Below are 22,230 nucleotides of genomic sequence, written 5' to 3' on the forward strand. Positions count from 1 at the left end.
AAGGCACCACGTTGCGAGCACTACAGATCACCAAGGACGAAGCCGGGCAGCGCGCCTCGCTGACCGAGATCCCGGACGACGACCTGGGCGAGGGAGATGTCACCATCGCCGTCGACTACTCGACGGTGAACTTCAAGGACGGCCTCGGGATCACCGGTGCTGCTCCTGTCGTCGAGCGATTCCCGATCGTCGCCGGCATCGACCTGGCGGGCGTCGTCGTCGAGGCAACCGCGGAGTCGGGGTTCGCCCCTGGTGACCAGGTCGTCGTGAACGGATGGGGACTCGCGGTCAACCACAACGGCGGCCTGGCGACTCGTGCCCGAGTTCCTGCGAGCTGGGTGACCCGGATTCCGGAGCGGTTCACGACCTGGGAGGCCATGGCGATCGGTACCGCCGGATACACCGCTGCCCTCAGCGTGGTGGCACTTCGACGTCATGACGTGCTGCCCGACCGCGGCCCCGTGATGGTGACCGGCGCTGCGGGAGGTGTCGGGTCCGTGGCCATCGCGCTGCTGTCAGCCCTCGGCCATGAAGTGCACGCCTCGACCGGACGCCGCTCGGAGGACGCCTACCTGCTCCGCCTCGGCGCTTCCAAGGTGACCGATCGCAAGGAGCTCTCCGAGCCGGCCCGAGGACTGCTCGGTGCCGAGCAGTGGGCCGGCGCGGTGGACACCGTCGGCAGCCGGACCCTGGTCAACGTCCTGCGGCAGATCCGCTACGGCGGAGCAGTCGCCAACTGCGGGCTCGCGCAGGGGTTCGACCTTCCGGGTTCGGTCATTCCGTTCATCCAGCGGAGTGTGACGCTGATCGGGATCGACTCCGTCCTCGCCCCGGCGCCGAGCCGCAATGAAGCGTGGGAACTCCTTGCTGCGCACCTCGACGGAGGGCTCCTCAAGGAGATGACCACCACCGTTCCGCTGGACCAGGCCGTCGAGGTTGCCCAGCGCGTCCTCGAAGGAGCCGTCCGAGGGCGCACCGTCGTCGACGTCAACGCCTGACCCCGGGCCCGTTGCCCGAGCGGACAGATCAAAGGGTGGGCATCCCCGTCGGGGATGCCCACCCTTTTGATCGTTGTCAGCGGATCGCGAGCCCGGAGAAGGCCGGCGGCCGACCGTCGAGGTAGCTGGCGATGCCCTCCTTGAAGTCGGCACCGTTGAGTGCCTCCAGCATCAGCCGGTCGCCGTCCTCGATGGCCTCGGCGAACGTGAGGTCCTCGGTTCGGAGCAACTGGTCCTTGATCACCCGCATCGCTGCCGGCGAGCAGGACGTGGCCAGCTCCTCGGCGTACGCCACCGCCTCGTCGAGCAGCAGCTCCGGTGCGACGATCCGGTCGACCAGTCCCAGCCGAAGGGCCTCCTCGCCGAGGATCACCCGGGACGAGAGCAGGATGTCCAAGGCGCGGCTCCTGCCCACCAGCCGCGGCAACAACCAGGCGACGCCGTACTCGCCGATGAGACCGATGCGGGAGAAGGAGGCGGTGAGCTTCGCCTTCGGGGTGGCGAAGCGGATGTCGCAGTACAACGCCTCGACGAGGCCGAGCCCGGCGGCCGCGCCGTTGATGGCAGCGACCAGCGGCTTGCCGAACAGCAGCGGTCGGTGGCGCGGCGGCTCACGCCCCACCATCGCACCGAAGTCGCCGCTCTCGATGAGGCCCTGCAGGTCGTCCATGTCGGCGCCAGAGCAGAACCCGCGACCGGCACCGGTCACCACGACCGCGCGCACCTCCGGATCCGCCTCGGCCTCGTCGAGCAACGCGTAGTAGCGCCGCTCCAGCTCCTCGTTCCAGGAGTTGAACCGGTCCGGACGGTTCAGGGTGAGGACCAGGACCCCTCCCCGGCGCTCCGTCAGGACGAGATCGGTCTCCGGCGGAGCTGTCGTCTCGGTCATGTGTGTGATCCTCTCGTGGTGGCTCGGTGCGCTCTGCGTCGTTCGCCGTCGATCACGATGCGGCGACCTCGTACGGGATGGGTCGGTTCTCCTTGGCCCACAGCTTCTCCATGTCGGACAAGGCCGGCGGCGGGATGAGGCCCTGCGTGCGCCACAGGTCCAAGGGCGTCTCGTCGATGTGGATCTCCCAGTCGCGGCCGCGCTCCTTGATGAACGGGGCGAGCTTGTCCTCGATGATGCTCATGAACAGCGCACGTTCCTCTGCGGTGCCGCCGTTCCTCGCGATGTGGTCGACCCGGATCCGGACGAAGTTGTCGTTCGCCTTGCCGCCGACGTACATGCTGCTGGCGGGCATGTCCTTGAACAACACGACCACGTAGAACTTGGGTACGTCGACGATGTCCACGTAGAGCGACGTGATGGCCTCCGACAGCTGCTCCCTCTCAGAGGGGGTGAAGGCATTCTCGGGGGCGAAGATCTCCCAGTACGGCATGGCGGTTTCTCCTGAACAGTTGGTGACTTTCAATCAAAGTTAGTGACGCGGGCCACAGCTTCGAAGTGACGCTTGCGCCCGTTGTGAGGACACGTCCGCCATCTCCGATTGGCCTGCGGCGTGATGTCACGCACGCTTCGACCGAGAGGTCGCGGCGCGGGTGGCTGCATAGTCGACGAAGTCCTCCAGCAGGGAGGGGTCGTCGACCGATCGCGCTTCCGCGACCGCAGCGGCGTCGCCTCCTTGGAGGATGCGCTTCACCGGCACTTCGAGCTTCTTGCCCGTGCGGGTGTGCGGGATCCCCCGCACGGCGACGATGTCGTCCGGCACGACCCGCGACGAGACCGCCTCGCGGATCCGCCCGACGATGCGCTCGCGGAGACCCTCGTCGAGGTCGGCCCGGTCGGACAGTACGACGAACAGGGGCATCCAGTACTCGCCGTTCCCCTGCTCCGCCCCGATGACCAGTGCTTCCGCGACCTCGGGGAGCTCCTCGACGACGCGGTATATGTCAGCAGTGCCCATGCGGATCCCGTTGCGGTTCAGCGTGGAGTCGGAGCGTCCATGGACGACCACGGTGTTCCGCCCCGTGATCGTGATCCAGTCACCGTGCCGCCAGACGCCCGGGTAGGTCTCGAAGTAGGCCTCCCGGTAGCGGGCGCCGTCGGCGTCGTCCCAGAACCGGGTCGGCATGGAAGGCAGCGGCAGGGTGACCACCAGCTCCCCCACGGTGTCGCGCAGGCTCCGCCCGTCCTCGTCCCACGACTCCAGGGCCACGCCGAGGTACGGCGCCGTGATCTCCCCGGCCCGGACGGGCAGGATCGGCACGAAGCCGGCGAATCCGCTGGCGACATCGGTGCCGCCCGTCACGGAGGCGAGCGGCACATCGCGGCCGACGTGGTCGGCAACCCACGAGTGCAGCTCGGGAGGGACCACGGAGCCGGTGGCACCGAGGGTCCTCAGCCGACGCAGATCGTGGTCGGCGCCGGGCGAGCGACCCGTTCGGGCGCAGGCCTGCAGGTAGGCCGGGCTCGTCCCCAGCACGGTGACCTCGTGCCGGGCCGCCAGCGCCCACAGCGCATCGTCGCTCGGATAGGACGGGCTGCCGTCGTAGCAGACGATCGTCGCGCCCACGAGGAGACCGCTCACAAGGGAGTTCCAGACCATCCAGCTCGGCGAGGTGTACCAGAGGTAGGTGTCGGACGACCCCAGGTCGAGATGGAGCGCGAGGGCCTTGAGGTGCTCGAGCATCACTCCCCCGTGACCGTGGACGAACCCCTTCGGCTTCCCGGTCGTCCCCGACGAGAACAGCACCCAGAGCGGGTGGTCGAAGGGCACGTGAGCGGGCGTCATGGCCAGGCCGCCCCCCGTGACTGCCTCTGCCCAAGGGGTCGTGCCTGCGGGAACGCTCCTCCCAGCGTGGAGCCGGTCGACGACGAGCACCTCACGCAGCGTCGGGATCGCGGCCTGCAGGGCAGGCAGGGTCGCGAGCCGGTCGACCTCACGCCCGCCGAAGCGGTAGCCGTCCGCCGTCACGAGGACGACCGGTTCCAACTGTCCGAGGCGGTCGACGACCGCCTCGGGTTGATAGTCCTGTCCGCAGCACGACCACGTCGCTCCGACGCTCGCAGTGGCGAGGAAGGCGATGACGGTCTCGGCGATGTTCGGGAGGTAGCCGACCACGCAGTCTCCCTCCCCGACGCCTCGATCGCGCAGCCAGTTCGAGAGGGCGGACACCTGGCGACCGAGCTCGGTCCAGGAAATGGTCCGCGGCCCGGGCCCACCCGGTTCGGAGTCGTCGATGATCGCCGGGCGCGATGACGACGTGTGGCTCAGCACCGTGTCGACGTAGTTCAGCCACCTGCCGGGAAACCACTCGGCGAAGGGCATCTCCCGTGTCGACAGCACGGGACCAGTGCCGCTCATCTGCACCCCGAAGTAGTCCTTGAGAGATGCCCAGAACTCCTCCGCGCTCGACACCGACCACTCCCACAAGGACTGGTAGGAGGTGGCCTCGAGCCGGCCCGTGTCCTGGAGCCAGTCGATGAACTCGGTGATCCGAGCGCCCTCCACCCGTTCCGCCGACGGCTCCCACGCGATCTCTCCGGCGGCGCTCGCGCTCACCGCCGGGATCTCGTCAACTTGGAAATCCACATCTCCACCCTTCTGCCATGCCTCTCATCGGGCGCCACGACCGCTGGGACAGCAGCCGTGACTCTCTCGGTACTCACTCGGCGAGACCCCGAAGTGCCGGCGGAACTCGCGGCCGAGGTGACTCGGGTCGTAGTAGGACCAGCGCTGGGCGAGGGCCGCGATGGTCAGGTCCGTGTGCACGAGGTCGTCACGGACCGCGGTGAGGCGCCGCGCGCGCACGACCGCACTCATGGTCTCGCCGGTCGACGAGAACACCCGGTTGATGGTTCGCGCCGACACATTGTGGGCGGCCGCGAGGTCCTCGACGTGGATCGGCCCGTTGCGCAGGTTGTCATCGATCCACTCGTCCATCTGCGCGCGAAGGGCCGGCCAGCCGGACCGAGGTGCCGCCGGGCCACTGCACGCGCGGATGACGCCTGCCGTCAGCGCCACGAGTGCGCCGCGCGCTGCCTCGACCTCTGATGCGTTCAGGGAAGGAACCCGGCTCCAGACCTCGTCGAGCACCGTGACCAGGACCTCGACGAGCGGTCCGTCCTGCTCGAGCACGAGGTACGACGGCAGGTTCGCCTCGCACCCGGCTGCCACCAACACGGCGCGTGGCACAGTCAAGGTGCGCCCGGTCACGACCACCACGACGTCGCGTCCCGTCTCCTGGGGCTCGCCCAGGGACGGGACCTCCTCACCGAACGGGAAGGGCGCGCGTGCGAGCCGGAGATCGCCGACAGTAAGCGAGGTGGGTCCGCGAACGTCGCGGACCGCACGCTCCCAGAGAAACCGGGATCCTGCCGGCTCGAAGTCGAGGACGTCGATCTCTGTGGCTGCAATCGCGGTCATCGGCGCCTTCCTGAGCAACAGTCCGGATTTCGGTCGGTCTGAACAGACTGCTCGCCGACCGCCTCAGGGGCATTGGGTCAATGACGTATCCCGTTACCTATCTCTGTCCGGACCAGGCCTTCCGCGTCGCGGCCGGCATGGATGCGGACTAGGGTGGCCGGACCATGGCCTCACGGTCGGCGAACCAGCCGGACAACCTGCCCGCGGATCTGACGAGCTTCGTGGGCCGTCGGTCCGAGGCCCACGCCCTCCGCCAGCTCCTCTCCGCCGACCGGCTGGTCACCCTGACCGGGGTCGGTGGTGTCGGGAAGACCCGCCTGGCGCTGCGGGTGGCCCACGACCTACGGCGCGCGTTCCCGGACGGGGTGTTCCTGGTCGAGCTGGCCGACCTCAAGGACCGGGACCTGCTCCCCCACACGCTGATGGATGCGCTCGGAGTCCGCGAGCAGTCAGCAAGCGCGCCGGTGGCTCTTGCCGACCACCTGCGCTCCCGGCACACCTTGCTCGTCCTCGACAACTGCGAGCACCTGCTCGAGGCCACCGCGACCCTTGTGGACCAGCTTCTCCGGGCGGCGCCGAAGCTGCAGATCCTCGCCACGAGCAGACAGGCGCTGATGATCGGCGGGGAGCACGTGTTCCCGGTGCCGACGCTGCCCGTTCCGGACGCAGACGTTCGTCTCGCTCCCGGCGCGGCCACGCAGTTCGCCGCCGTCAGCCTGTTCGCGGCGCGCGCGGCTGCGGTGGTACCCGGATTCGAGATCACGCCCGCCAACGAACAGGCCGTCATCCAGCTCTGCCAGCGACTGGAGGGCATCCCGTTGGCGATCGAGCTGGCCGCCGTACGGCTGCGGGTGCTCACGGTGGACGATCTCGCCCACCGGCTCGGCAGTCGCTTCGAGCTGCTCCGCGAGGGCACGCGCAACCTGCCAGAGCGTCATCAGACGCTTCGGGCACTCATCGACTGGAGCCACGACCTGTGCACGCCGGCCGAGCAGACCCTGTGGGCGCGCGCCTCCGTCTTCGCTGGCGGGTTCGGCCTGGACGCGCTCGAGGCCGTCTGCGCGGACGAGCTCCTCGCCGAGGAGTCCCTTCTCGACACGGTGGCCGGGCTCACCGACAAGTCGATCCTGATCCGCGGCGAGCACGCCGGGCATGTCAGGTTCCGCATGTTGGAGACCCTCCGGGAGTACGGCCAGGCCCGACTGCGGCAGTCCGGCTCGGAAGAGGAGGTGCGACGCAGGCACCGGGGCTGGTACTGCCGGCTCATCGAGACGGCGTCCGCGAACTGGTTCGGCCCCGGGCAGGAGGACTGGGCGGCCCTGCTCCGCGTGGAGCATCCGAACGTGCGGGCGGCTCTCGAGTTCTGCCTCGGGCGGACGGACGAGGTGCGCGCCGGCCTGCGCATGGCCGGCCTCCCGTGGTTCCTCTGGATCGCGCTCGGCTTCATGACCGAGGGCCGCCTCTGGCTCGACCGGGCGTTGGCCATGGATGACGAGCCGAGTCCCGAGCGGGTCTGGGCGCTGGGCACCGCCGCCAATATCGCTGTCTTCCAGGGCGACGAGACGGCCGCGGCCGCGCTGATCGACGCCGTCACCCAGCTTGCCGGCCGGTTGGACGACCCGAAGGGCCTGGCCTACGCCACCCACATGCGCGGCCTGCGCGAGCTGGGCACCGACCCGAGCGCAGCGATCCCCCTGCTGGTCGAGGCGCTCGAGCGCTATGCGGGCGTCGACGTGTCCGGGGACTACCCCAACAGCGTGCGGCCCGCACTCACCATGGCGTACCTGCTCTCGGACGACCTGGACCGGGCCGCCGAAGTCGTCGACGAGGTCTGCGCGCAGTGCGAGCGGGCCGGCGAACGGTGGTTGTTGTCCTACGCCATGTGGACGAAGGGCTTCTTGAACCTCCTCCGCGGCGACCTCGAGCAGGCCGAGGCCACGCTGTGCGAGGGGCTCCGGCTCAAACGGTTCACGTCGGACAGCCTTGGCCTGGCCTTCCTCCTGGACGCCCTGGCCTGGACCGCCGCCGCACAGGGCGACGGCGAGCGGACCGCGGTGCTTCTCGGCGCATCGGACCAGGTCTGGAAGACCGTCGGCGTCCCGCTCTTCGGAGCCCAACAGCTCCTCGCCCGGCGCGAGCACTTCCAGGGTCTGGCTCGCCAGGCGGTGGGCGACGCCCGCTTCGACACGGCGTTCGCGCGCGGCGGCCAGCTCACACTGGACGAGATGGTGGCCCTCGCGCTGCGGGAGCACCGCACCACCACGGTCGAGCCCCGGCAGGCCGACAGCCTGCTGACGCCTCGAGAGCGCGAGGTCGCGGAGCTCGTGGCCCAGGGAATGTCGAGCAAGGACGTAGCGGCCAAGCTCGTCATCTCCCGACGCACCGTCGATGTGCACGTGGAGCACATCTTCGCCAAGCTCGGGTTCAACTCCCGCACCCAGATCGCGACCTGGGTGGCGCAACAGCACGCGACGGAAGCGCCCGATCGGCGATAGGCGGCGATTGTCACCGACACGGTGACCTCGCGAACTCATGCAGGAGGACGCTGCCGTACCCCGACTGGTCACGATCGTCCTGCGGGTCACCCCTGCTCGAACTCAGAGTTCGACAACGAGGGCTCCGGCTTGCCGGGGCCTTCGTTGGGTCCCATCGGTCGGACGCGCCCGAGGGACCATGCGCTGAGCTCGTCAGGTCCTCATCCGAGAGGCCGAGCGCGGGCGCCGAAGGCCGGGACCATCGGCAAGATCTCGAACTGGCACCGCCGCAGCGTGGCGCCCCAGTTGCGTACTCGGGCCCGCACCGGAGCCGCTGGCAGGCGAACGCAGGACCTTGCCGCGAAGGACTGAAGTGAGCCGAGGACTTGGCGGTGACGAGGATCAGGCTTCGTCAGGCGCGCGTGCCGAACCGCGCGGGCCTGCGCCGTGCAGCAGCGTGTCGATCACGAGTGTCGCCAGCGCGTCCGGATCCTGTGCATCAGCACCCTGGTCGCGACCTGGCCGATGGAGCGCCTCACTGAGCAGCGCGTAGTACACCTGGCGGGTCCACTCGAGATCTGCGGCCGGGTCGAGCACGCCCTCCCGCTGGGCGCGCGCCAGGAGCTCGTGGGTCCTGGCGGTGATGTCGGCCCAGATGGCCGTCGCGGCACTGGTGTCGGCCAGCGGATTGCCGAGGGTGAACCTCCACGCGCTCTTCGTGCGCAAGACGTTCGCTGTCACCCGGTACATGGCAACCAGCGCGGGCGCGGCGTCTGGACGGGCTTCGTCGATCGCCTCGGCGAGCTGCTGCTTGGCCGACACCGCGAGTGCGTCGACGAGTGCCTGCCGGTTCGCGAACCGTCGGTGCACGGTCGTTCTGGTCAGCCCTGCCTCCTCGGCGATCTGCTCGAGGGACGCGCCGGGCTCGTCGGCGAGGACCCGCTCGGCCGCCTCCAGGATCGCGCGCACACTCCGCTCGGCATCGGCGCGCAGTCCTCGGCTCATCGACATCTTCCTTGCTCGATCCACATTCGGCAGATGATACGGCAGCGATACTCATCATGTGCGATCTTGCACACTGCAGTTGTCATTTCATGCGGATCTGCTACATTGGTGTCACAGTTACTGCCAACGGATTCAGATGAGCGGCGTCAACCACGCCCAACAGGAGGAGTCGATCGAGATGAAGGCCTTCGTCGTCACGAAGTACGCCAAGGAAGGGGCCGTGCGCGCCGAGGAGTGGCCCGAGCCGACGCCCGAACGAGGGGAGGTACTCGTGCGCGTCGAGGCGGCGAGTGTGAACCCGCTGGACTCCAAGCTCGCCGCGGGCGAGTTCAAGGCGCTCCTCCCGTACAAGCCCTCTTTCGTGCTCGGACACGATGTCGCCGGCGTCGTGATGGGCGTCGGTCCCGGCGTCACCGGCTTTGCCCCGGGTGACCGCGTCTTCGCGCGGGCGGGGGACTTCCAGATCGGCACGTTCGCCGAGCAGGTCGCCGTCCGCGAGTCCGACCTCGCCCTGGTGCCGGCCTCGCTCTCCTTCGAGGACGCCGCCTCCCTGCCACTGGTCGCGCTGACGGCGTGGCAGGCGCTCGTGGAGAAGGGTCAGGTGACAGCGGGCCAGAAGGTGCTGATCCACGCCGGCTCCGGTGGTGTCGGCACGATCGCGATCCAGCTGGCCAAGCATCTCGGTGCCACGGTCGCGACCACCACGAGCACCGCCAACGTCGAGTGGGTCCGCGAGCTCGGCGCGGACGTGGTGGTCGACTACCGGACCGAGCGCTTCGAGGACGTCCTCAGCGACTACGACCTGGTGCTGGACCCGCTCGGGCCCGACAACCTCCTGAGGTCGCTGTCGGTGCTCCGCCCAGGTGGCCTCGCGATCGGCATCCAAGGTCCTCCGGACCCGGCGTTCGCGCGACGCATCGGCGCAAACCCGGTCGTGCGTCTCGTGATGCGACTGCTCAGCCGCAAAGTGCGCAAGGCCGCCCGACACCGGGGCGTGACGTACTCGTTCCTGCTGATGCGGGCCGACGGAAGCCAGCTCGCCGAGATCGCCTCCTTGGTCCAGGACGGGACGATCCGTCCCGTCGTCGACCGGGTGCTCCCCTTCGACGAGACGCTCGAGGCTCTGCGCCTGGTCGACGGCGGACGAGTCAAGGGCAAGGTCGTCGTGACGATGTCCTGACCGCGACCCCCAGCGAGACGAGGGCGCCCCCCGATCCTTGGATCGAGGGGCGCCGTTGCGCGGCGTGACCGGTCAGGCGGACCGGGGGAGGAAGGTGGCGTAGCGCTCGCCCGATCAGCGAAAGGGTGACGGCGAGCAGGAGCGCTGCGTCCTGGAGATGACGTTCGGTCCCGGGAGTCGGTCTGGTACGCGGCGGCCTTGAGAACAACCGCAGCGAACGGCGACGGGACGCTCACCGTGGTGGAACGGCCGGCGGCGATCTGGAGCCGTGCGTTGATCGTTCGGCGCAATGCCTGAGTGCCGCCCTCGACAGCGACCATCGTGCGACCACGAAGCTTCTCGACCACTCGCGGTGCGGCGTGGTCAGGGACGAGGACATCGACCAGGTCGGGGCCGCTGGTCACGACGTCGACCGTCGACTCCCCTCGCTCGAACCGATGCGCAGTGTTGTTCCTCTCGTCGATCGACGGTGCCAGCTGTAGTCGAGCGATTCGAGAGCCCGTGCGGTCTCCGACGCGATGCCGCGGGTGGTCTCGACGTGGAGGACGATGAAGACGTCGTTGGTCGGCTGGCGGTCAACGACCACCACCGGGTTCGCGCCCAGGAGGCGCAGCCGGTCGCGCGTCAGCCCGAGCACCTCGCCTTGGCGCATCCCGGTCCCGGCCGCGAACGTGACGAGTGCCTGGAGGGCTGCCGGCAGCTCGTTGCGCAGCACGTCGACCTGTTCGGTCGTCATCGGCGCCACCTTGCGCTTCTCGACCGTCGGCAGCTTCGTACCCTCGCACGGATCGCCATGACCCGTCGGTCTCGGACCGCCGCCTTGAAGATCGACGACACGATCCCGTGGACAACTCCGACCGTTGAGGGCGCGAGCGGCCCGCGGTCGCCAGCGCCTGCACTCAGGCGCTTGACCCACGCCTGGACCTCGCTCGGCAGGATCGACGATAGCTGTCTCTCCCCCAGCGTCGGATAGGCATGGCGGCGCAGCATCGTCTCGACATGAGCGGCTGACGACGGCCGGTGCACCTGCGCCGCCCGCCACTGCTCGGCGTAGGCCTTGAAGGCGATCCGACCTGCCTTCGGGTCGACGTACCGGCCCGTGACGACCGACGCCGTCACCTCATCAAGCCACGCCGTTTCAGACGAAAAGGACTGCCGCGGCGAGCACGGTCAGCGCGAGCGTTGCGCCCTCGAACATCTGCCGGTCGATCCGGCGCGCTACCCAGACCCCTGCTGCGGCGCCTGCGAGGAGGGCGGGCACGAGCGTCAGGTCCAGGAGCAAGGTGGCACCGTCCATCAGACCCAGGCCCGCGCTGAACGGAAGCTTGGCCAGGTTGACGAGGAGGAAGAACCACGCGGCCGTGCCGAGCAGTCCGAGGACGGGCAAGCCGGCGATCAGGAGATAGATAGTCATGAGCGGGCCGGCTGCGTTGGCCGTCATGGTCGCGAAACCGGCGGCTATGCCCACGGCGAAGGGGGCTGCGCGCCCGCCGATCTCCCGAATCCTTCCGCTGGTATCGGTTGTCCGGTCCGCGTCATGGCGGCTCCAGATCTGGATGAGGGCCATCACCAACAGGACCCCTCCGATGGCGCGCTGCATGAGCGTCTGGTCGGCAACGGCGACGAACCACGCGCCCAGCGCAAGTCCGGGGACCACCGAGGGCAGCAGTCGCAGCAGCAGCGCCCAGTCGGCGTGACGCCGATAGAGCCGTACGGCGACGACGTCGCCCACGAGGAGCAAAGCCAGAACTGCACCGGTGGACTCGCGGGCGGGCAGGACGAGTGCGAAGACGGCGACGGCCAGGCTGGCCACCCCACCGATCGCCGTCTTCGCGAATCCGATCAGGAACGCGGCGCCCGCGAGCGCGACTACCGAGAGCAGCGTCAGTTCGTCCATCGGATGCGGATCTCAGAGCCAACGCAGCTGACGCTGCTTCGCCTCCCGGTAGGCCTCGTGGCCGGAGAGAGTCTCCGGGACGCCGGTCTCCCACCAAGCGCCCGCCTCGGTCCACGTCGATGGGTGCGTCCGGCACACCACGACGGTCGGACGGCCGGTTGCCTTGGCCGCCGCGCGGGCGTCGAGGTAGGCCGCCCTCAGCCCGTCGACGCCGGCATCGGCCGGGACGTCCTCCACTGTGCAGCCCAGGGCGCGTGCGTGCGCGGCAAAGTCCACGTGGACGCTGCCGTCCGCACCCGGGCCGCGGGAGTCGGAGAGCATGTTATTGAAACCGGCGGCACCCTGGTTGGTCTGCAGCCGATGAATCACGGCGTACCCCCCGTTGTCGCACAACACGGCGACAAATGGGTGTCCGGCGAAGGCGGCGGAGTAGAGCTCGGAGTTGAGCATCAGGTACGAGCCGTCGCCGAAGAGGCCGGTGACCAGGCCGTCGGGATGGGTCTGTGCCCGCGCCATCGCGGCACCCCAGGGGGCGACCACTTCGTAGCCCATGCAGGAGAACCCGTACTCCAGGTCCATGGTCGCGCCGGAGGTCGGTGAGGCGTCGGGCTTGACGGGGCCGGTGCGCCAGCCACCGTGGAGCTCTCCGGGCATGCCGCCCGAGGCGGTGAGGACGTAGTCGTCCGGCCCGCTGGCGTCGTTGACGATGCCGACCACCTGGGCGTAGGTCAGCGATCCGTCGGGTGCCGCGCCGTGGCGCAGCTGGTCGACATGGGTGTCCCAGACCGCCCGTTCCTCAGCAGCCCGGCCGGTCCACGACGGGTCAGCCGACCATCCCTCGAGGGTTTCCGTGAGTTCCAGGAGCGTCTCGCGGGCGTCGCCGACGACCGCATGCGCCGCACGCTTGACGGCGTCGAACCGGGCCGCGTTGACGGTGACGATCCGCACGCCGGGGGCGAAACCGGTCCACGACGACGTGGTGAAGTCCTGGAGCCGCGTGCCTACCGCCAGCACGACGTCAGCGGCGGCGGCGAGCTCGTTGGCCGAGGTGGCGCCGATGATGCCGAGCGGTCCGCCGTACAGCGGATGCTCGTGCGGAACCAGCGTCCGGCCCGCCACCGTCTCCACGACCGGGACGCCATGGGTCTCGGCGAAGGCGAGCGCCTCGCGCGCGGCACCTGAGTAGCGCACTCCCCCACCGACGACGAGCAGCGGTCGCGCGGCCGTGCGCAGGAGCTCGGCTGCCTCCGCGAGTGCGGCCAGGTCAGGCCGATGCCGCGGCACTCGATGCAGCCGCGGCTCGAACATCGCGGCCGGAAAGTCGTACTCCTCGGCCTGCACGTCCTGCGGCAGCGCGAGCACGACCGGGCCCGCATCCGCGGGATCGGTCAGGACGCGCGCGACCTGAGGAAGGGTGGACATCAGCTGCTCGGGCCGGGTGATCCGATCGAAGTACCGGGACACCGGCCGGAACGCGTCGTTCACCGACGTGGTCGGATCACCGAAGTGCTCAACCTGCTGGAGGACAGGGTCGGGAGCCCGGCTCGTGAACGTGTCACCGGGCAGCAGCAGAACCGGAATCCGGTTCGCGTGGGCGACGCCCGCAGCAGTGACCATGTTCAGCGCCCCCGGCCCCACTGAGGCGGTGGCGGCCATCACCTGGCGCCGATCGGTTGCCCGCGCGAAGGCGACGGCTGCGAGCGCCATCCCCTGCTCGTTCTGTCCACGCCAGGTGGGTAGATCGTCCTGCACTTCGTGGAGGGCGGTACCGAGACCGAGGACGTTGCCGTGCCCGAAGATCCCGAAGACGCCGGCGAACAGCGGCACCTCGGCGCCGCCGAGCAACTCCGAACGCTGCGCGATCATCCAGCGGACCAGCGCCTGCGCAGTGGTGAGGCGCACTGTTGCTCCGGCGTACGTCGTCATGGTCGGCCTGCCTCGACTACCGGGCCGGCCGCCGAGGTCACCGGGCAGCGCGGGTCCAGCGCCGCGCCCTTCCAGCTGTCGCGCACCCAGCCATGCGCAGCGTCGTCGCAGAACGCCATCGCGCGGGACTCGCTCGGGCCGGCCATGACGTTCAGGTAGTACATGGGATAGCCGGGCGCGGCGACGCAGGGGCCGTGGTAGCCGTGCGGCACGAGTACGACGTCGTGGTCGCGGACCTCGATCGACTCGTCCAGGCGCTGCAGCCCGGCCTCGACGTGCTCGGGCCCGGTGTAGGTCCGGTGGAGCCCGAAGCCCTCGCGAGACGGGGTGACCTGGTCGGCACCCGCGATCCGGTAGTAGTAGATCTCCTCGTTGACCACCGGGCACGGCTCGCTCGCGTCGTGCTTGTGCGGCGGGTAGCTCGACCAGTTGCCGGGCGGCGTGATCAGCTCGCAGCAGATCAGCTTCTCGGCATGGTCCCAGACGCCGGGCACGCCGAAGTTCGCCACCTGTCGCGTCGCCGGCCCGGCGCCTCTGACCTCGACCGGAACGTCCTCGGCGGGGCCGTACCTCGGCGGGCGGCGCTCGTGGCAGCGAGCGCTCGGCAGCGCCACCTCTGCGCCGTCCGCGCTTTCGATGGCGATCGCGGTCTCCCGCCCGACGTACAGGAAGTCGGTGACCCGGGTGAATACCGAGTCCCGGCCCTCGAGCTCGCAGCTGCCGAGCGTGTCCCCCGGCTCGTCGAGGATCTCGATCGACACGGACCCGGCCAAGGGCAGCACGAAGGCCTCGGAATCACCGGTCGCGACGGCGCGCCGCTCGCCCGGGGCGAGCCGGAGCACCTGGAGGCCGGTGTAGGACCAGCCGGCATCCTCGGGCGTCAGGTGTACGACGGACCCCGGGCCGCCCGCCTCGTCCCAGGGACGGTGCAGCTTCACGGGACGTCCCCCTCGTGGGCAGCACGGAGCACCGCGGCCGCGGCCGAGACCGCGCCGGCTACGTCGCCGTCGGGCGGGTACAGCAGTGCCCGGCCGACGACCAGGCCGCGCACGGCCGGTGAGCGCAGTGCCTGACCCCACGACGCGAGGTCCTTGGCCGGGTCGGGGCCGGGCACTCCGCCCAGGACGACGCAGGGCAGGGTGGTCGCGGCGAACACAGCCTCCGGCTCGTCGCAGGAGGGCATCTTGAGCCAGGTGTGGGCGCTGGTCACGCCCAGGCCCGAGGCGACGGTGACGGCGCGCGAGAGCGAGGCGACGTCCTTCAGCAGGGTCAGCTTGCCGTCCGCCTCGCGGCGGTAGGGCAGTGGCTCCACCATCGCCATCAGTCCGTTTTCGGCGAGCTCGGTGACAGCCTCCGCGCAGGCCTGCAGGGTCGGCAGCGTTCCCGGGTCCTTGTCGTCGATGCGGAGCAGCATCTTGCCGCCATCCAGTCCGTACCGCGCGATGCTCGCCGCGTCGTAGCCGGTGAACCGGTCGTCCATGGTCCACACCGCGCCGTCGAGGCCGCCGCGGTTCATGGATCCGATCACGACCTTGCCTTCGAGGGCACCCAGCAGGAGCAGCTCCTCGATAACGTCGGGCGTTCCGAGCACGCCGTCCACGTCGGGGTGTGCGAGCGCCTCGACCAGTCGGGCCAGCAGCGACCGGCGGTCGGCCATCGCCAGGCGGTCACCACCGGTCGCCAGGGCACCGCGGGCCGGGTGGTCGGCTGCGACCAGGAACAGCGTGTCCTTCTTCGACAGCAGCCGCGGGGGCCGGCGCCTGGTGCGATAGGCCGACGCGACCGCATGGGGCTGCGTGGCGCGGACGCGAAGCAGCTCGCTCCATTGTTCGTCGGTGATTGCTGGACGGGTCGGCGCGATGGTCATGGGTGGGCTCCTTGGCTGGTGACGAGCTCCTCGAGCTCGGTGAGGGTGGGCATCGCGTCGGCGCAAGCCAGGCGCGAGGCGACGATGGCCCCGGCCGCGTTCGCGTACTCGGCGCATCGGACGGGGTCCCATCCGGACAGCAGGCCGTGGACCAGGGCGCCGCCGAAGGCGTCGCCGGCGCCGAGGCCGCACACGACCTCGACGGGATGGGGCCGCACGACCGTGGACCCCTCGCGGGTCGCGACCAGGACGCCGTCGCCGCCCATCTTCACCAGCGCCAGCTCGACCCCGCGGTCGAGCAGGCGCGTCGCGGCCTCGGCCGGGTCCGCCGTACCGACCGCGACCTCGACCTCGGCGCGGTTGCCGACGGTGACGGTGACGTGGTCGAGCATGGCGTCGTACTCGGCGCGCGCGTCGTCGGGCGAGGGCCAGAACATCGGCCGCCAATCAAGGTCCAGGATCGTGTGCCGGCCACTCCCGGGAGTGGGCCGGCCGCGGTGCTCGAGCATGGTGAGCTGTGTGGTTCGTGCGGGCTCGACGCTGACACCGGTGCCGGTCACCCAGAACACCGGGACGTCGCGAACCAGGTCGAGGGGAATCTCGTCGGGGGTCAGCGTCAGGTCCGGCGCGACCGGTGTCCGGTAGAACAGCAAGGGCGGGTCGTCCGGAGGGTTCAGCTCGCAGAAGACAACGGGTGTCAGCAGGTCTTCCGACGTGCCGACGTACGACGCGTCCACGCCGAATCCGGCCAGTGCCTCTTTGACGTAGTCGCCGAAGCCGTCGCGCCCGACCTTGGTGAGTACGGCGGTCCGGCGGCCGAGCCTCGCAGCCCCGACGGCGACGTTGGTGGCCGTGCCGCCGAGGAACTTCTGGAACGTCGTGACGTCCTTCAACGGCCCGGTCTGGAGCGGGTAGAGGTCGACGCCCACTCGGCCGACGGTGAGAAGTTCGGTCTGGGATCCAGGGAGTGTCACTGCGTCCCCCACGAGCTGGTGTACTTGTCGATCGTCTCGCGCATGTAGAGGCTGGACTCGCGGGCGCGGTCCTCCCAGGCGAACACGCAGGACGTCATGATCGTGTCGTCGCGATCGCCGAAGCCGAGCCGGCCGAGCGTCTCGAAGAACAGGTCCCAGTCCACCTCGCCCTGGCCGATATCGAGGTGCTGGTGCACCCGTGCGGTGGAGCCCGGCGGGTTGACGATGTAGCGCAGGCCCGAGGAGCCGGTGTGGTCGAAGGAGTCGGCCAGATGCAGCTGGGTCATCAGGTCCCCGGCGTACTCCATGATCTCGACCATCTTCTGGGGGGTGGTGCCGCCCATGTGGAAGGTGTGTGGCGCGCAGTAGAGGAAGGAGACCAGGGGTGAGTTGATGCCCCGGATCATGTCGACCGCGACCAGGCCGTCCTCTACGAAGTCGTCCGGATGGGGCTCGAGCCGGAGGTGGACGCCTTCTCGTTCGAAGACGGGGAGCAGCTCCTCCATGGACCGCCAGAACTGTGCCTCGCTGCGGCTCGCCGTCTCGGGTCGGCCGTTGAACTCGGAGTTCATGACGTTGCAGTCGAGCTGGACGGTGATCTCGATGGCGCGCTTCCAGTACCGCACGGCCGCCTGACGCTCGTCCTCATCGGGGCCGGACCAGCGGTACAAGGGAAGGTTCGCCGCAACCTTCACACCGGCATCGTCGAGGGCCTTCTTGAACGCCTTGACGGTGGCGTCGTCTGCCCGCGGGTGCAGGAAGAACGGCATGAAGTCTTCACGCGGGGAGAGCTCGATGTGCTCGTAGCCGAGGTCGGCCACCAGCGCCGGGAGCTCCAGAAGGGGCGTGCTGCGGAACATGTACGGGTCGATCGCGATCCTCATGTCAGCCTCACTGTGCGGTCGGGAAGTGGAAGCTGGAGTCGATGGCCTGCTCGACGTGCGGCCAGCGGGAGGTGACCACCTTTGCCCGCGTGTAGAACGCGACGCCCTCTGGTCCGTGGATGTGGGACTGGCCGAACAGGGAGTCCTTCCACCCGCCGAACGAGAAGTAGGCCATCGGGACGGGGACCGGGACGTTGATCCCGATCATCCCGACCTTGACCCCGCGCTGGAACCGGCGGGCTGCCTCACCGCTCGACGTGAAGATTGCTGTGCCGTTGCCATACGGGTTGGCGTTGATCAGGGCGATCGCCGCGTCCACGGTGTCGGCGCGCATCACCGACAGCACCGGGCCGAAGATCTCCTCCCGGTAGACATCCATCTCCGGCGTCACGCCGTCCACCACGGTCGGCCCCACGAAGAAGCCCTGCTCGTGACCCGGCACGACCAGCCCGCGACCGTCCACGGTGACCTTGCCGCCTTGCCTCTCGCCGGCGTCGATCAGTCGCACGATCCGATCCACGGCTTCGGGGCTGATCACCGGCCCCATCTCGCTCTTCTCGTCGCGCCCCGGGCCCACCACTACTTCGTGTGCCTTGGCATTGACCGCCTCGACGAGTGCATCCCCGGCGGTTCCGACGGCCACCGCGGCGGAGATCGCCATGCACCGCTCTCCCGCAGAGCCGAAGGCTGCAGCGACCAGGTGATCGGACGCGAAGTCCAGGTCGGCGTCGGGCAACACGATTGCGTGATTCTTCGCGCCACCCAGGGCCTGGACCCGCTTGCCGTTCGCCGTGCCCCGCTCGTGGATGTACTTCGCGATGGGTGTGGAGCCGACGAACGAGATCGCCTCGACGTCCGGGTGATCCAACAGGGCGTCCACGGTCTCCTTGTCGCCGTGCACGACGTTGAACACACCGGGCGGAAGGCCTGCTTCGGCCCACAATTCGGCGATCCGCAGCGAGGCAGAGGGGTCCCGCTCGCTGGGCTTGAGCACGAAGGTGTTGCCGCAGGCGATGGCGACCGGGTGCATCCACATCGGAACCATCACCGGGAAGTTGAACGGCGTGATGCCGGCGACCACGCCGAGCGGCTCCCTGAAAGAGAATGCGTCGATGCCGCGCGAGACCTGGTCGGAGTAGTCGCCCTTGAGGAGCTGTGGGATCCCGCACGCGAACTCCACGACCTCGAGGCCGCGTTGCACCTCACCGGCTGCGTCGGACACCACCTTGCCGTGCTCGTCGCTGATGATCTCGGCAAGCTCCTGGGTGTGGTCGTTGACTAGCTGCCGGAAGGCGAACAACACCTTGGTGCGCTGTGACAGCGAGGACTGCGACCAGGACTCGAACGCCCGCTTCGCCGCTTGTACGGCGGTGTCGACGTCCGCGGGCGCGGCCAGCATCACCTCGGCCTGTCGCTCGCCCGTCGCCGGGTTCCACACGTCGCTCCGGCGGGTCGACGTGCCGCCGGCCAGCGCGCCGTCGATCCAGTGGTCGATCGTCCTCATGACGAGGCCTCGACGCCGGCGAGCTTCGCGGCCGCGATGAGGTTGTCGGTGGCGAACTTGAGACCTTCCACCTGGCCGAACGAGGCGTCCTCGTGCTCGATGTTCACTGCGCGGACAGCGGTGTGCTCCCGGAGCGCTGCTAGGAACCGGGCCCAGAAGTCGACGTCGTGGCCGCGGCCGACGGCGACGAACGACCAGCCCGGGACGGCCGGCCACCGGGTGACGGTGTGGCGACCACCGAGGCCGAGCGGGTTCTCCTCGGCAGGGATCCATTCGAACCGGTCGTCGAGCACCCCGTTCACGGCTGCGGTCTGATGGATCAAGGTGTCCTTGGCGGCGGCGAAGAAGACCAGGTCGCCCAGGTCCTCGACGGCCGCGATGGGGTCGATGTGCTGCCAGAACAGATGGCTGGGGTCCATCTCGGCGCCGACGTGGTTGACACCGCCGGCCGGGGTGGTGAGCTCAACCAGGCGCTTGAGGGTGGCCGGGTTGAACACCAGGTTGTGCGGGTGCATCTCGATCGCCACCCGTACGTCGTTCTCGGCGGCGAGCTCCTGGATCTCCTTCCAGAACGGGACCGCGACCTCGTCCCACTGGTAGTCCAAGGTCTCCTTGTAGACCGAGTCCCACGGGATCACGGTCCACGACGGCCGTGTGCCGCCGGCCTCGGCCGCAGGCAGGCCCGACATCGTGATCACGGTCTTGATGCCGAGCAGCCCGGCCAGCTTGATCGTGCGCTTCAGGTCCTCACCGTGGGTGACCTCCGGGTCCGGGTGCAGCGGGTTGCCGTTGCAGTTCAGCGCGGTGAGCTCGATGCCGTAGTCGTCGAAGACCGCGAGGTACTTCTCGCGGGCGGTGGCGCTCTCGAGCAGCTCATCGACGGGCAGGTGCGGGGTGCCGATGAATCCGCCGGCGTTTATCTCGACACTGGTCAGGCCGAGTCCGCGGAGCGTGTCCAGCGTCTCCTCGAGGGTCTTGTCGTGCAGGCAGGCGGTGTACGCGCCGAGCTTCATGATGTGTTCCTTTGATGCTGGTGGGGGTGATGTCGTCGGCCACGAACGGTGGGCGACGAAGGGTCAGGCGAGGGCTACGGATTGGCCGCCGTTGAGCGCGGACTGGGTCACCGCGGCCTGGATCTCCATGTTGTGAAGGCCGTCGGCCAGCGACGGGAGGGGCGCGAGCTTGCCCAGCCCGGCAACCTGGTCGAGGAAGGCGCGGGCCTGCCACGCGAACAGGTCGTTCTGGCCGTGGCCGACGGAGGGGAAGTCCATCGCGATCCCCCGCTCGATGCCGGGGTGCTGGGGACCGATGAGGACGGTGCGAGATCCGTTGGTCCTTCCGTCGGGGCCTTTGTCTGCGAAGGTGAACTCGCCGGGCCGGTTGAGATCGAACGCTGCGGAGCCGTTGGCGGTGAACACCTCAAATCCCAGTCCGTTGGGAAGTCCATGCGAGATTCGGCTGATGGAGAAGGTGCCGACCGCACCGTTGCCGAAGGTGGCCGTGAAGGTGGCGATGTCCTCGTTCTCCACGGGTTCGGTGGTATCACCGACCGCACCGGCGGCGTGTCCGACCGTTGCGCCGAGGGGCACGGGGCGCTCGGTGGTGAAGGTCTGGAACACCGCGCCAGTGACGCTTGCGATCGGGCCGCAGAGATATTCGCCCAGGTCGATCATGTGGCTGCCGATGTCCGCGAGCGCGCCGGTGCCCGGCCCGCCCTTGTAGCGCCAGCTCATGGGATTGTGCGGGTCCTGGGCGTAGTCGCACCAGTAGTGGCCGTTGAAGTGCCGGACCGGTCCGATCGCACCGTTCTGGATCTGCTCGCGAATGGCGTTGATCGCCGGCGTACGCCGGAAGGAGAACCCGACGCCCGAGTGGCTTGTCGCGGCCTCGGCGGCAGCCACCATCGCCCTCGCGTCCTCGACGGTGGGGGCCAACGGCTTTTCGCACAGCACGTGCTTGCCGGCTGCAAGGAGCGCTTCCACGACCGGCCGGTGCAGCTCGTTGGCGATCGCCACCGAGACGACGTCGATGTCAGGGGCATCCACGATCGCCTCCCAGCTCTTCTCGGCTCGCTGGTAGCCGAAGCGCTCGGCGCCGTCGAGTGCGAAGGGTTCGTGCGCGTCGGCGATCGCGACGAGGCGTACGTCGGGCAGGTCCAGGTCGTAGAGCTGGCTCGCGACGCGGTAGCCGGCGGCATGGGCGCGCCCGACCATGCCGGCGCCGATCACGGCGACGCCGAGAGACGTGTCTGTCATGGAACGTTCTTCCTCGCTAGTGGGGTCGGATGTCGCGGCAGGCTTCAGGGGCCCGACGGGTCGTGGGTAAGGCGTTCGAGCTCGGCCGGCTCGGGGGTGTGCCCGTGGTGGGCGAGCTGGTAGGCCTCGATCTCTGCCTCGAGCTCGGCCATGGCCTCGCCTCCGGCCATCAGGTCGGTGATCTCTTCACGGGTCCGCTCGCCCTTGTGGAAGTCGGCGGCGAGGGCGCCGCGGATGAGGACGGCGAAGTGGTCGCCGACCGTCATCGCGTGGGTGACGTTGTGGGTCACCAGGACGACGGCGATGCCCTTTTGTCGTGCCTGCATGATCAGGCGGAGCACGTGTGCAGCCTCCTTGACGCCGAGCGCCGCAGTCGGCTCGTCGAGGATCAGAACGTTCGCGCCGAAGTGGACCGCGCGACCAATGGCCAGGGCCTGGCGTTCTCCGCCGGAGAGGCCACCGACGAGCCGGTCACCGTCGGTGATGCGTGTGATTCCGAGAGCCTGCATCTCGCGGACGGCGATGCTGTTGGCGAGCTTGCGATCGAAACGACGCAGCGGCCACAGGCCCTTGAGGGGCTCAGCGCCGACGAAGAACGATCGCCCGATGCTCATCAAGGGGAAGGTTCCGCCGAACTGATGCACCGTGGCGATGCCGTGGCTGCTGGCGTCGCGGGGGCTCTTGAAGCACACCTTCTTCCCGCCGGCCTCCATCGTGCCGGAGCTGGGCTCGTGGAATCCGGACAGGATCTTGATCAGCGTGGACTTTCCGGCTCCGTTGTCTCCGAGCAGGCAAAGCACCTCGCCGGCTCTGACCTCCAGCGAGACGTCGCTGAGCACGTCGGTGGTGCCGAAGGACTTGCAAACGGCATTCAACTTGAGGAGAGGCTCGGTCAT

20 protein-coding genes are annotated in these 22,230 nt (G+C 69.2%); 3 read left to right on the forward strand and 17 right to left on the reverse strand.

The genetic code is table 11. The features are described 5' to 3' along the window. The first annotated feature begins 11 nt into the window (after positions 1 to 11). Positions 12 to 998, forward strand: a complete 987-nt coding sequence (locus D0Z08_RS27105; protein ID WP_118928418.1) for an MDR family oxidoreductase — start codon at positions 12 to 14, stop codon at positions 996 to 998. Positions 999 to 1,074: 76 nt separating this feature from the next. Here the strand turns inward: D0Z08_RS27105 and D0Z08_RS27110 are convergent, their stop codons facing one another. The 4 genes from D0Z08_RS27110 to D0Z08_RS27125 all read right to left on the reverse strand — a co-directional run bounded on the left by D0Z08_RS27110 (position 1,075) and on the right by D0Z08_RS27125 (position 5,368). Next, complete coding sequence (locus D0Z08_RS27110) at positions 1,075 to 1,887, reverse strand: enoyl-CoA hydratase-related protein (RefSeq protein WP_118928419.1); 813 nt, start codon at positions 1,885 to 1,887, stop codon at positions 1,075 to 1,077. Between the two features lie 52 nt (positions 1,888 to 1,939). Further along, the gene (locus D0Z08_RS27115; protein ID WP_118928420.1) at positions 1,940 to 2,380 is read right to left on the reverse strand and encodes a tautomerase family protein; all 441 of its coding nucleotides are present in this window, start codon (positions 2,378 to 2,380) and stop codon (positions 1,940 to 1,942) included. 126 nt (positions 2,381 to 2,506) lie between these two features. Further along, on the reverse strand, positions 2,507 to 4,534 hold the full coding sequence (locus D0Z08_RS27120; protein WP_118928421.1) for an acetoacetate--CoA ligase: 2,028 nt from the start codon (positions 4,532 to 4,534) through the stop codon (positions 2,507 to 2,509). 24 nt (positions 4,535 to 4,558) lie between these two features. After that, a complete protein-coding gene (locus D0Z08_RS27125; RefSeq protein WP_118928422.1) occupies positions 4,559 to 5,368 on the reverse strand; it encodes a helix-turn-helix transcriptional regulator in 810 nt (269 codons plus the stop codon). A gap of 164 nt (positions 5,369 to 5,532) precedes the next feature. Here D0Z08_RS27125 and D0Z08_RS27130 point away from each other — a divergent pair, with 164 nt between their 5' ends. Beyond that, complete coding sequence (locus D0Z08_RS27130) at positions 5,533 to 7,863, forward strand: ATP-binding protein (RefSeq protein WP_118928423.1); 2,331 nt, start codon at positions 5,533 to 5,535, stop codon at positions 7,861 to 7,863. Between the two features lie 381 nt (positions 7,864 to 8,244). Here the strand turns inward: D0Z08_RS27130 and D0Z08_RS27135 are convergent, their stop codons facing one another. Next, positions 8,245 to 8,847 (reverse strand): TetR/AcrR family transcriptional regulator, encoded by a 603-nt coding sequence (locus D0Z08_RS27135; protein ID WP_118928424.1) that lies wholly within the window; start codon positions 8,845 to 8,847, stop codon positions 8,245 to 8,247. A gap of 136 nt (positions 8,848 to 8,983) precedes the next feature. On the opposite strand from D0Z08_RS27135, the gene D0Z08_RS27140 reads away from it, so the two are divergent. Further along, complete coding sequence (locus D0Z08_RS27140) at positions 8,984 to 10,027, forward strand: NADP-dependent oxidoreductase (protein WP_220454383.1); 1,044 nt, start codon at positions 8,984 to 8,986, stop codon at positions 10,025 to 10,027. A gap of 400 nt (positions 10,028 to 10,427) precedes the next feature. Here the strand turns inward: D0Z08_RS27140 and D0Z08_RS27145 are convergent, their stop codons facing one another. The 12 genes from D0Z08_RS27145 to D0Z08_RS27200 form a co-directional block, all read right to left on the reverse strand. Further along, entirely contained in the window at positions 10,428 to 10,763 is a 336-nt protein-coding gene (locus D0Z08_RS27145) for a site-specific integrase (RefSeq protein WP_118928425.1), read from the reverse strand. Further along, entirely contained in the window at positions 10,760 to 11,146 is a 387-nt protein-coding gene (locus tag D0Z08_RS33785; protein ID WP_118928426.1) for a phage integrase central domain-containing protein, read from the reverse strand. Before D0Z08_RS33785 ends, D0Z08_RS27145 begins: the two co-directional genes overlap by 4 nt. 19 nt (positions 11,147 to 11,165) lie before the next feature. Beyond that, on the reverse strand, positions 11,166 to 11,924 hold the full coding sequence (locus D0Z08_RS27155; protein ID WP_118928427.1) for a sulfite exporter TauE/SafE family protein: 759 nt from the start codon (positions 11,922 to 11,924) through the stop codon (positions 11,166 to 11,168). Between the two features lie 12 nt (positions 11,925 to 11,936). After that, a complete protein-coding gene (gene iolD / locus D0Z08_RS27160; RefSeq protein WP_220454385.1) occupies positions 11,937 to 13,850 on the reverse strand; it encodes a 3D-(3,5/4)-trihydroxycyclohexane-1,2-dione acylhydrolase (decyclizing) in 1,914 nt (637 codons plus the stop codon). Next, positions 13,847 to 14,788 (reverse strand): 5-deoxy-glucuronate isomerase, encoded by a 942-nt coding sequence (gene iolB / locus D0Z08_RS27165; protein WP_118928429.1) that lies wholly within the window; start codon positions 14,786 to 14,788, stop codon positions 13,847 to 13,849. Before iolB ends, iolD begins: the two co-directional genes overlap by 4 nt. Further along, positions 14,785 to 15,717 (reverse strand): Cgl0159 family (beta/alpha)8-fold protein, encoded by a 933-nt coding sequence (locus D0Z08_RS27170; RefSeq protein WP_118928430.1) that lies wholly within the window; start codon positions 15,715 to 15,717, stop codon positions 14,785 to 14,787. Before D0Z08_RS27170 ends, iolB begins: the two co-directional genes overlap by 4 nt. Continuing rightward, positions 15,714 to 16,691 carry a 5-dehydro-2-deoxygluconokinase gene (iolC, locus tag D0Z08_RS27175; protein ID WP_118928431.1) on the reverse strand — a complete coding sequence of 326 codons (978 nt, stop codon included), beginning with the start codon at positions 16,689 to 16,691 and terminating at the stop codon, positions 15,714 to 15,716. Before iolC ends, D0Z08_RS27170 begins: the two co-directional genes overlap by 4 nt. Then, positions 16,688 to 17,575 (reverse strand): sugar phosphate isomerase/epimerase family protein, encoded by an 888-nt coding sequence (locus D0Z08_RS27180; protein ID WP_118928432.1) that lies wholly within the window; start codon positions 17,573 to 17,575, stop codon positions 16,688 to 16,690. The genes iolC and D0Z08_RS27180 overlap by 4 nt, the downstream gene beginning before the upstream one ends. Positions 17,576 to 17,582: 7 nt before the next feature. After that, positions 17,583 to 19,079, reverse strand: a complete 1,497-nt coding sequence (locus D0Z08_RS27185; RefSeq protein ID WP_118928433.1) for a CoA-acylating methylmalonate-semialdehyde dehydrogenase — start codon at positions 19,077 to 19,079, stop codon at positions 17,583 to 17,585. Continuing rightward, positions 19,076 to 20,092, reverse strand: coding sequence for a sugar phosphate isomerase/epimerase family protein (locus D0Z08_RS27190; RefSeq protein WP_118928434.1), 1,017 nt, complete (start codon positions 20,090 to 20,092; stop codon positions 19,076 to 19,078). The genes D0Z08_RS27185 and D0Z08_RS27190 overlap by 4 nt, the downstream gene beginning before the upstream one ends. Positions 20,093 to 20,155: 63 nt before the next feature. After that, positions 20,156 to 21,334 carry a Gfo/Idh/MocA family protein gene (locus D0Z08_RS27195; protein ID WP_118928435.1) on the reverse strand — a complete coding sequence of 393 codons (1,179 nt, stop codon included), beginning with the start codon at positions 21,332 to 21,334 and terminating at the stop codon, positions 20,156 to 20,158. Positions 21,335 to 21,378: 44 nt separating this feature from the next. Then, positions 21,379 to 22,230 carry an ATP-binding cassette domain-containing protein gene (locus tag D0Z08_RS27200; RefSeq protein WP_118928436.1) on the reverse strand — a complete coding sequence of 284 codons (852 nt, stop codon included), beginning with the start codon at positions 22,228 to 22,230 and terminating at the stop codon, positions 21,379 to 21,381.

It is taken from the genome of Nocardioides immobilis (genome assembly GCF_003515065.1).
In the GTDB taxonomy this organism is placed as follows: domain Bacteria; phylum Actinomycetota; class Actinomycetes; order Propionibacteriales; family Nocardioidaceae; genus Nocardioides; species Nocardioides immobilis.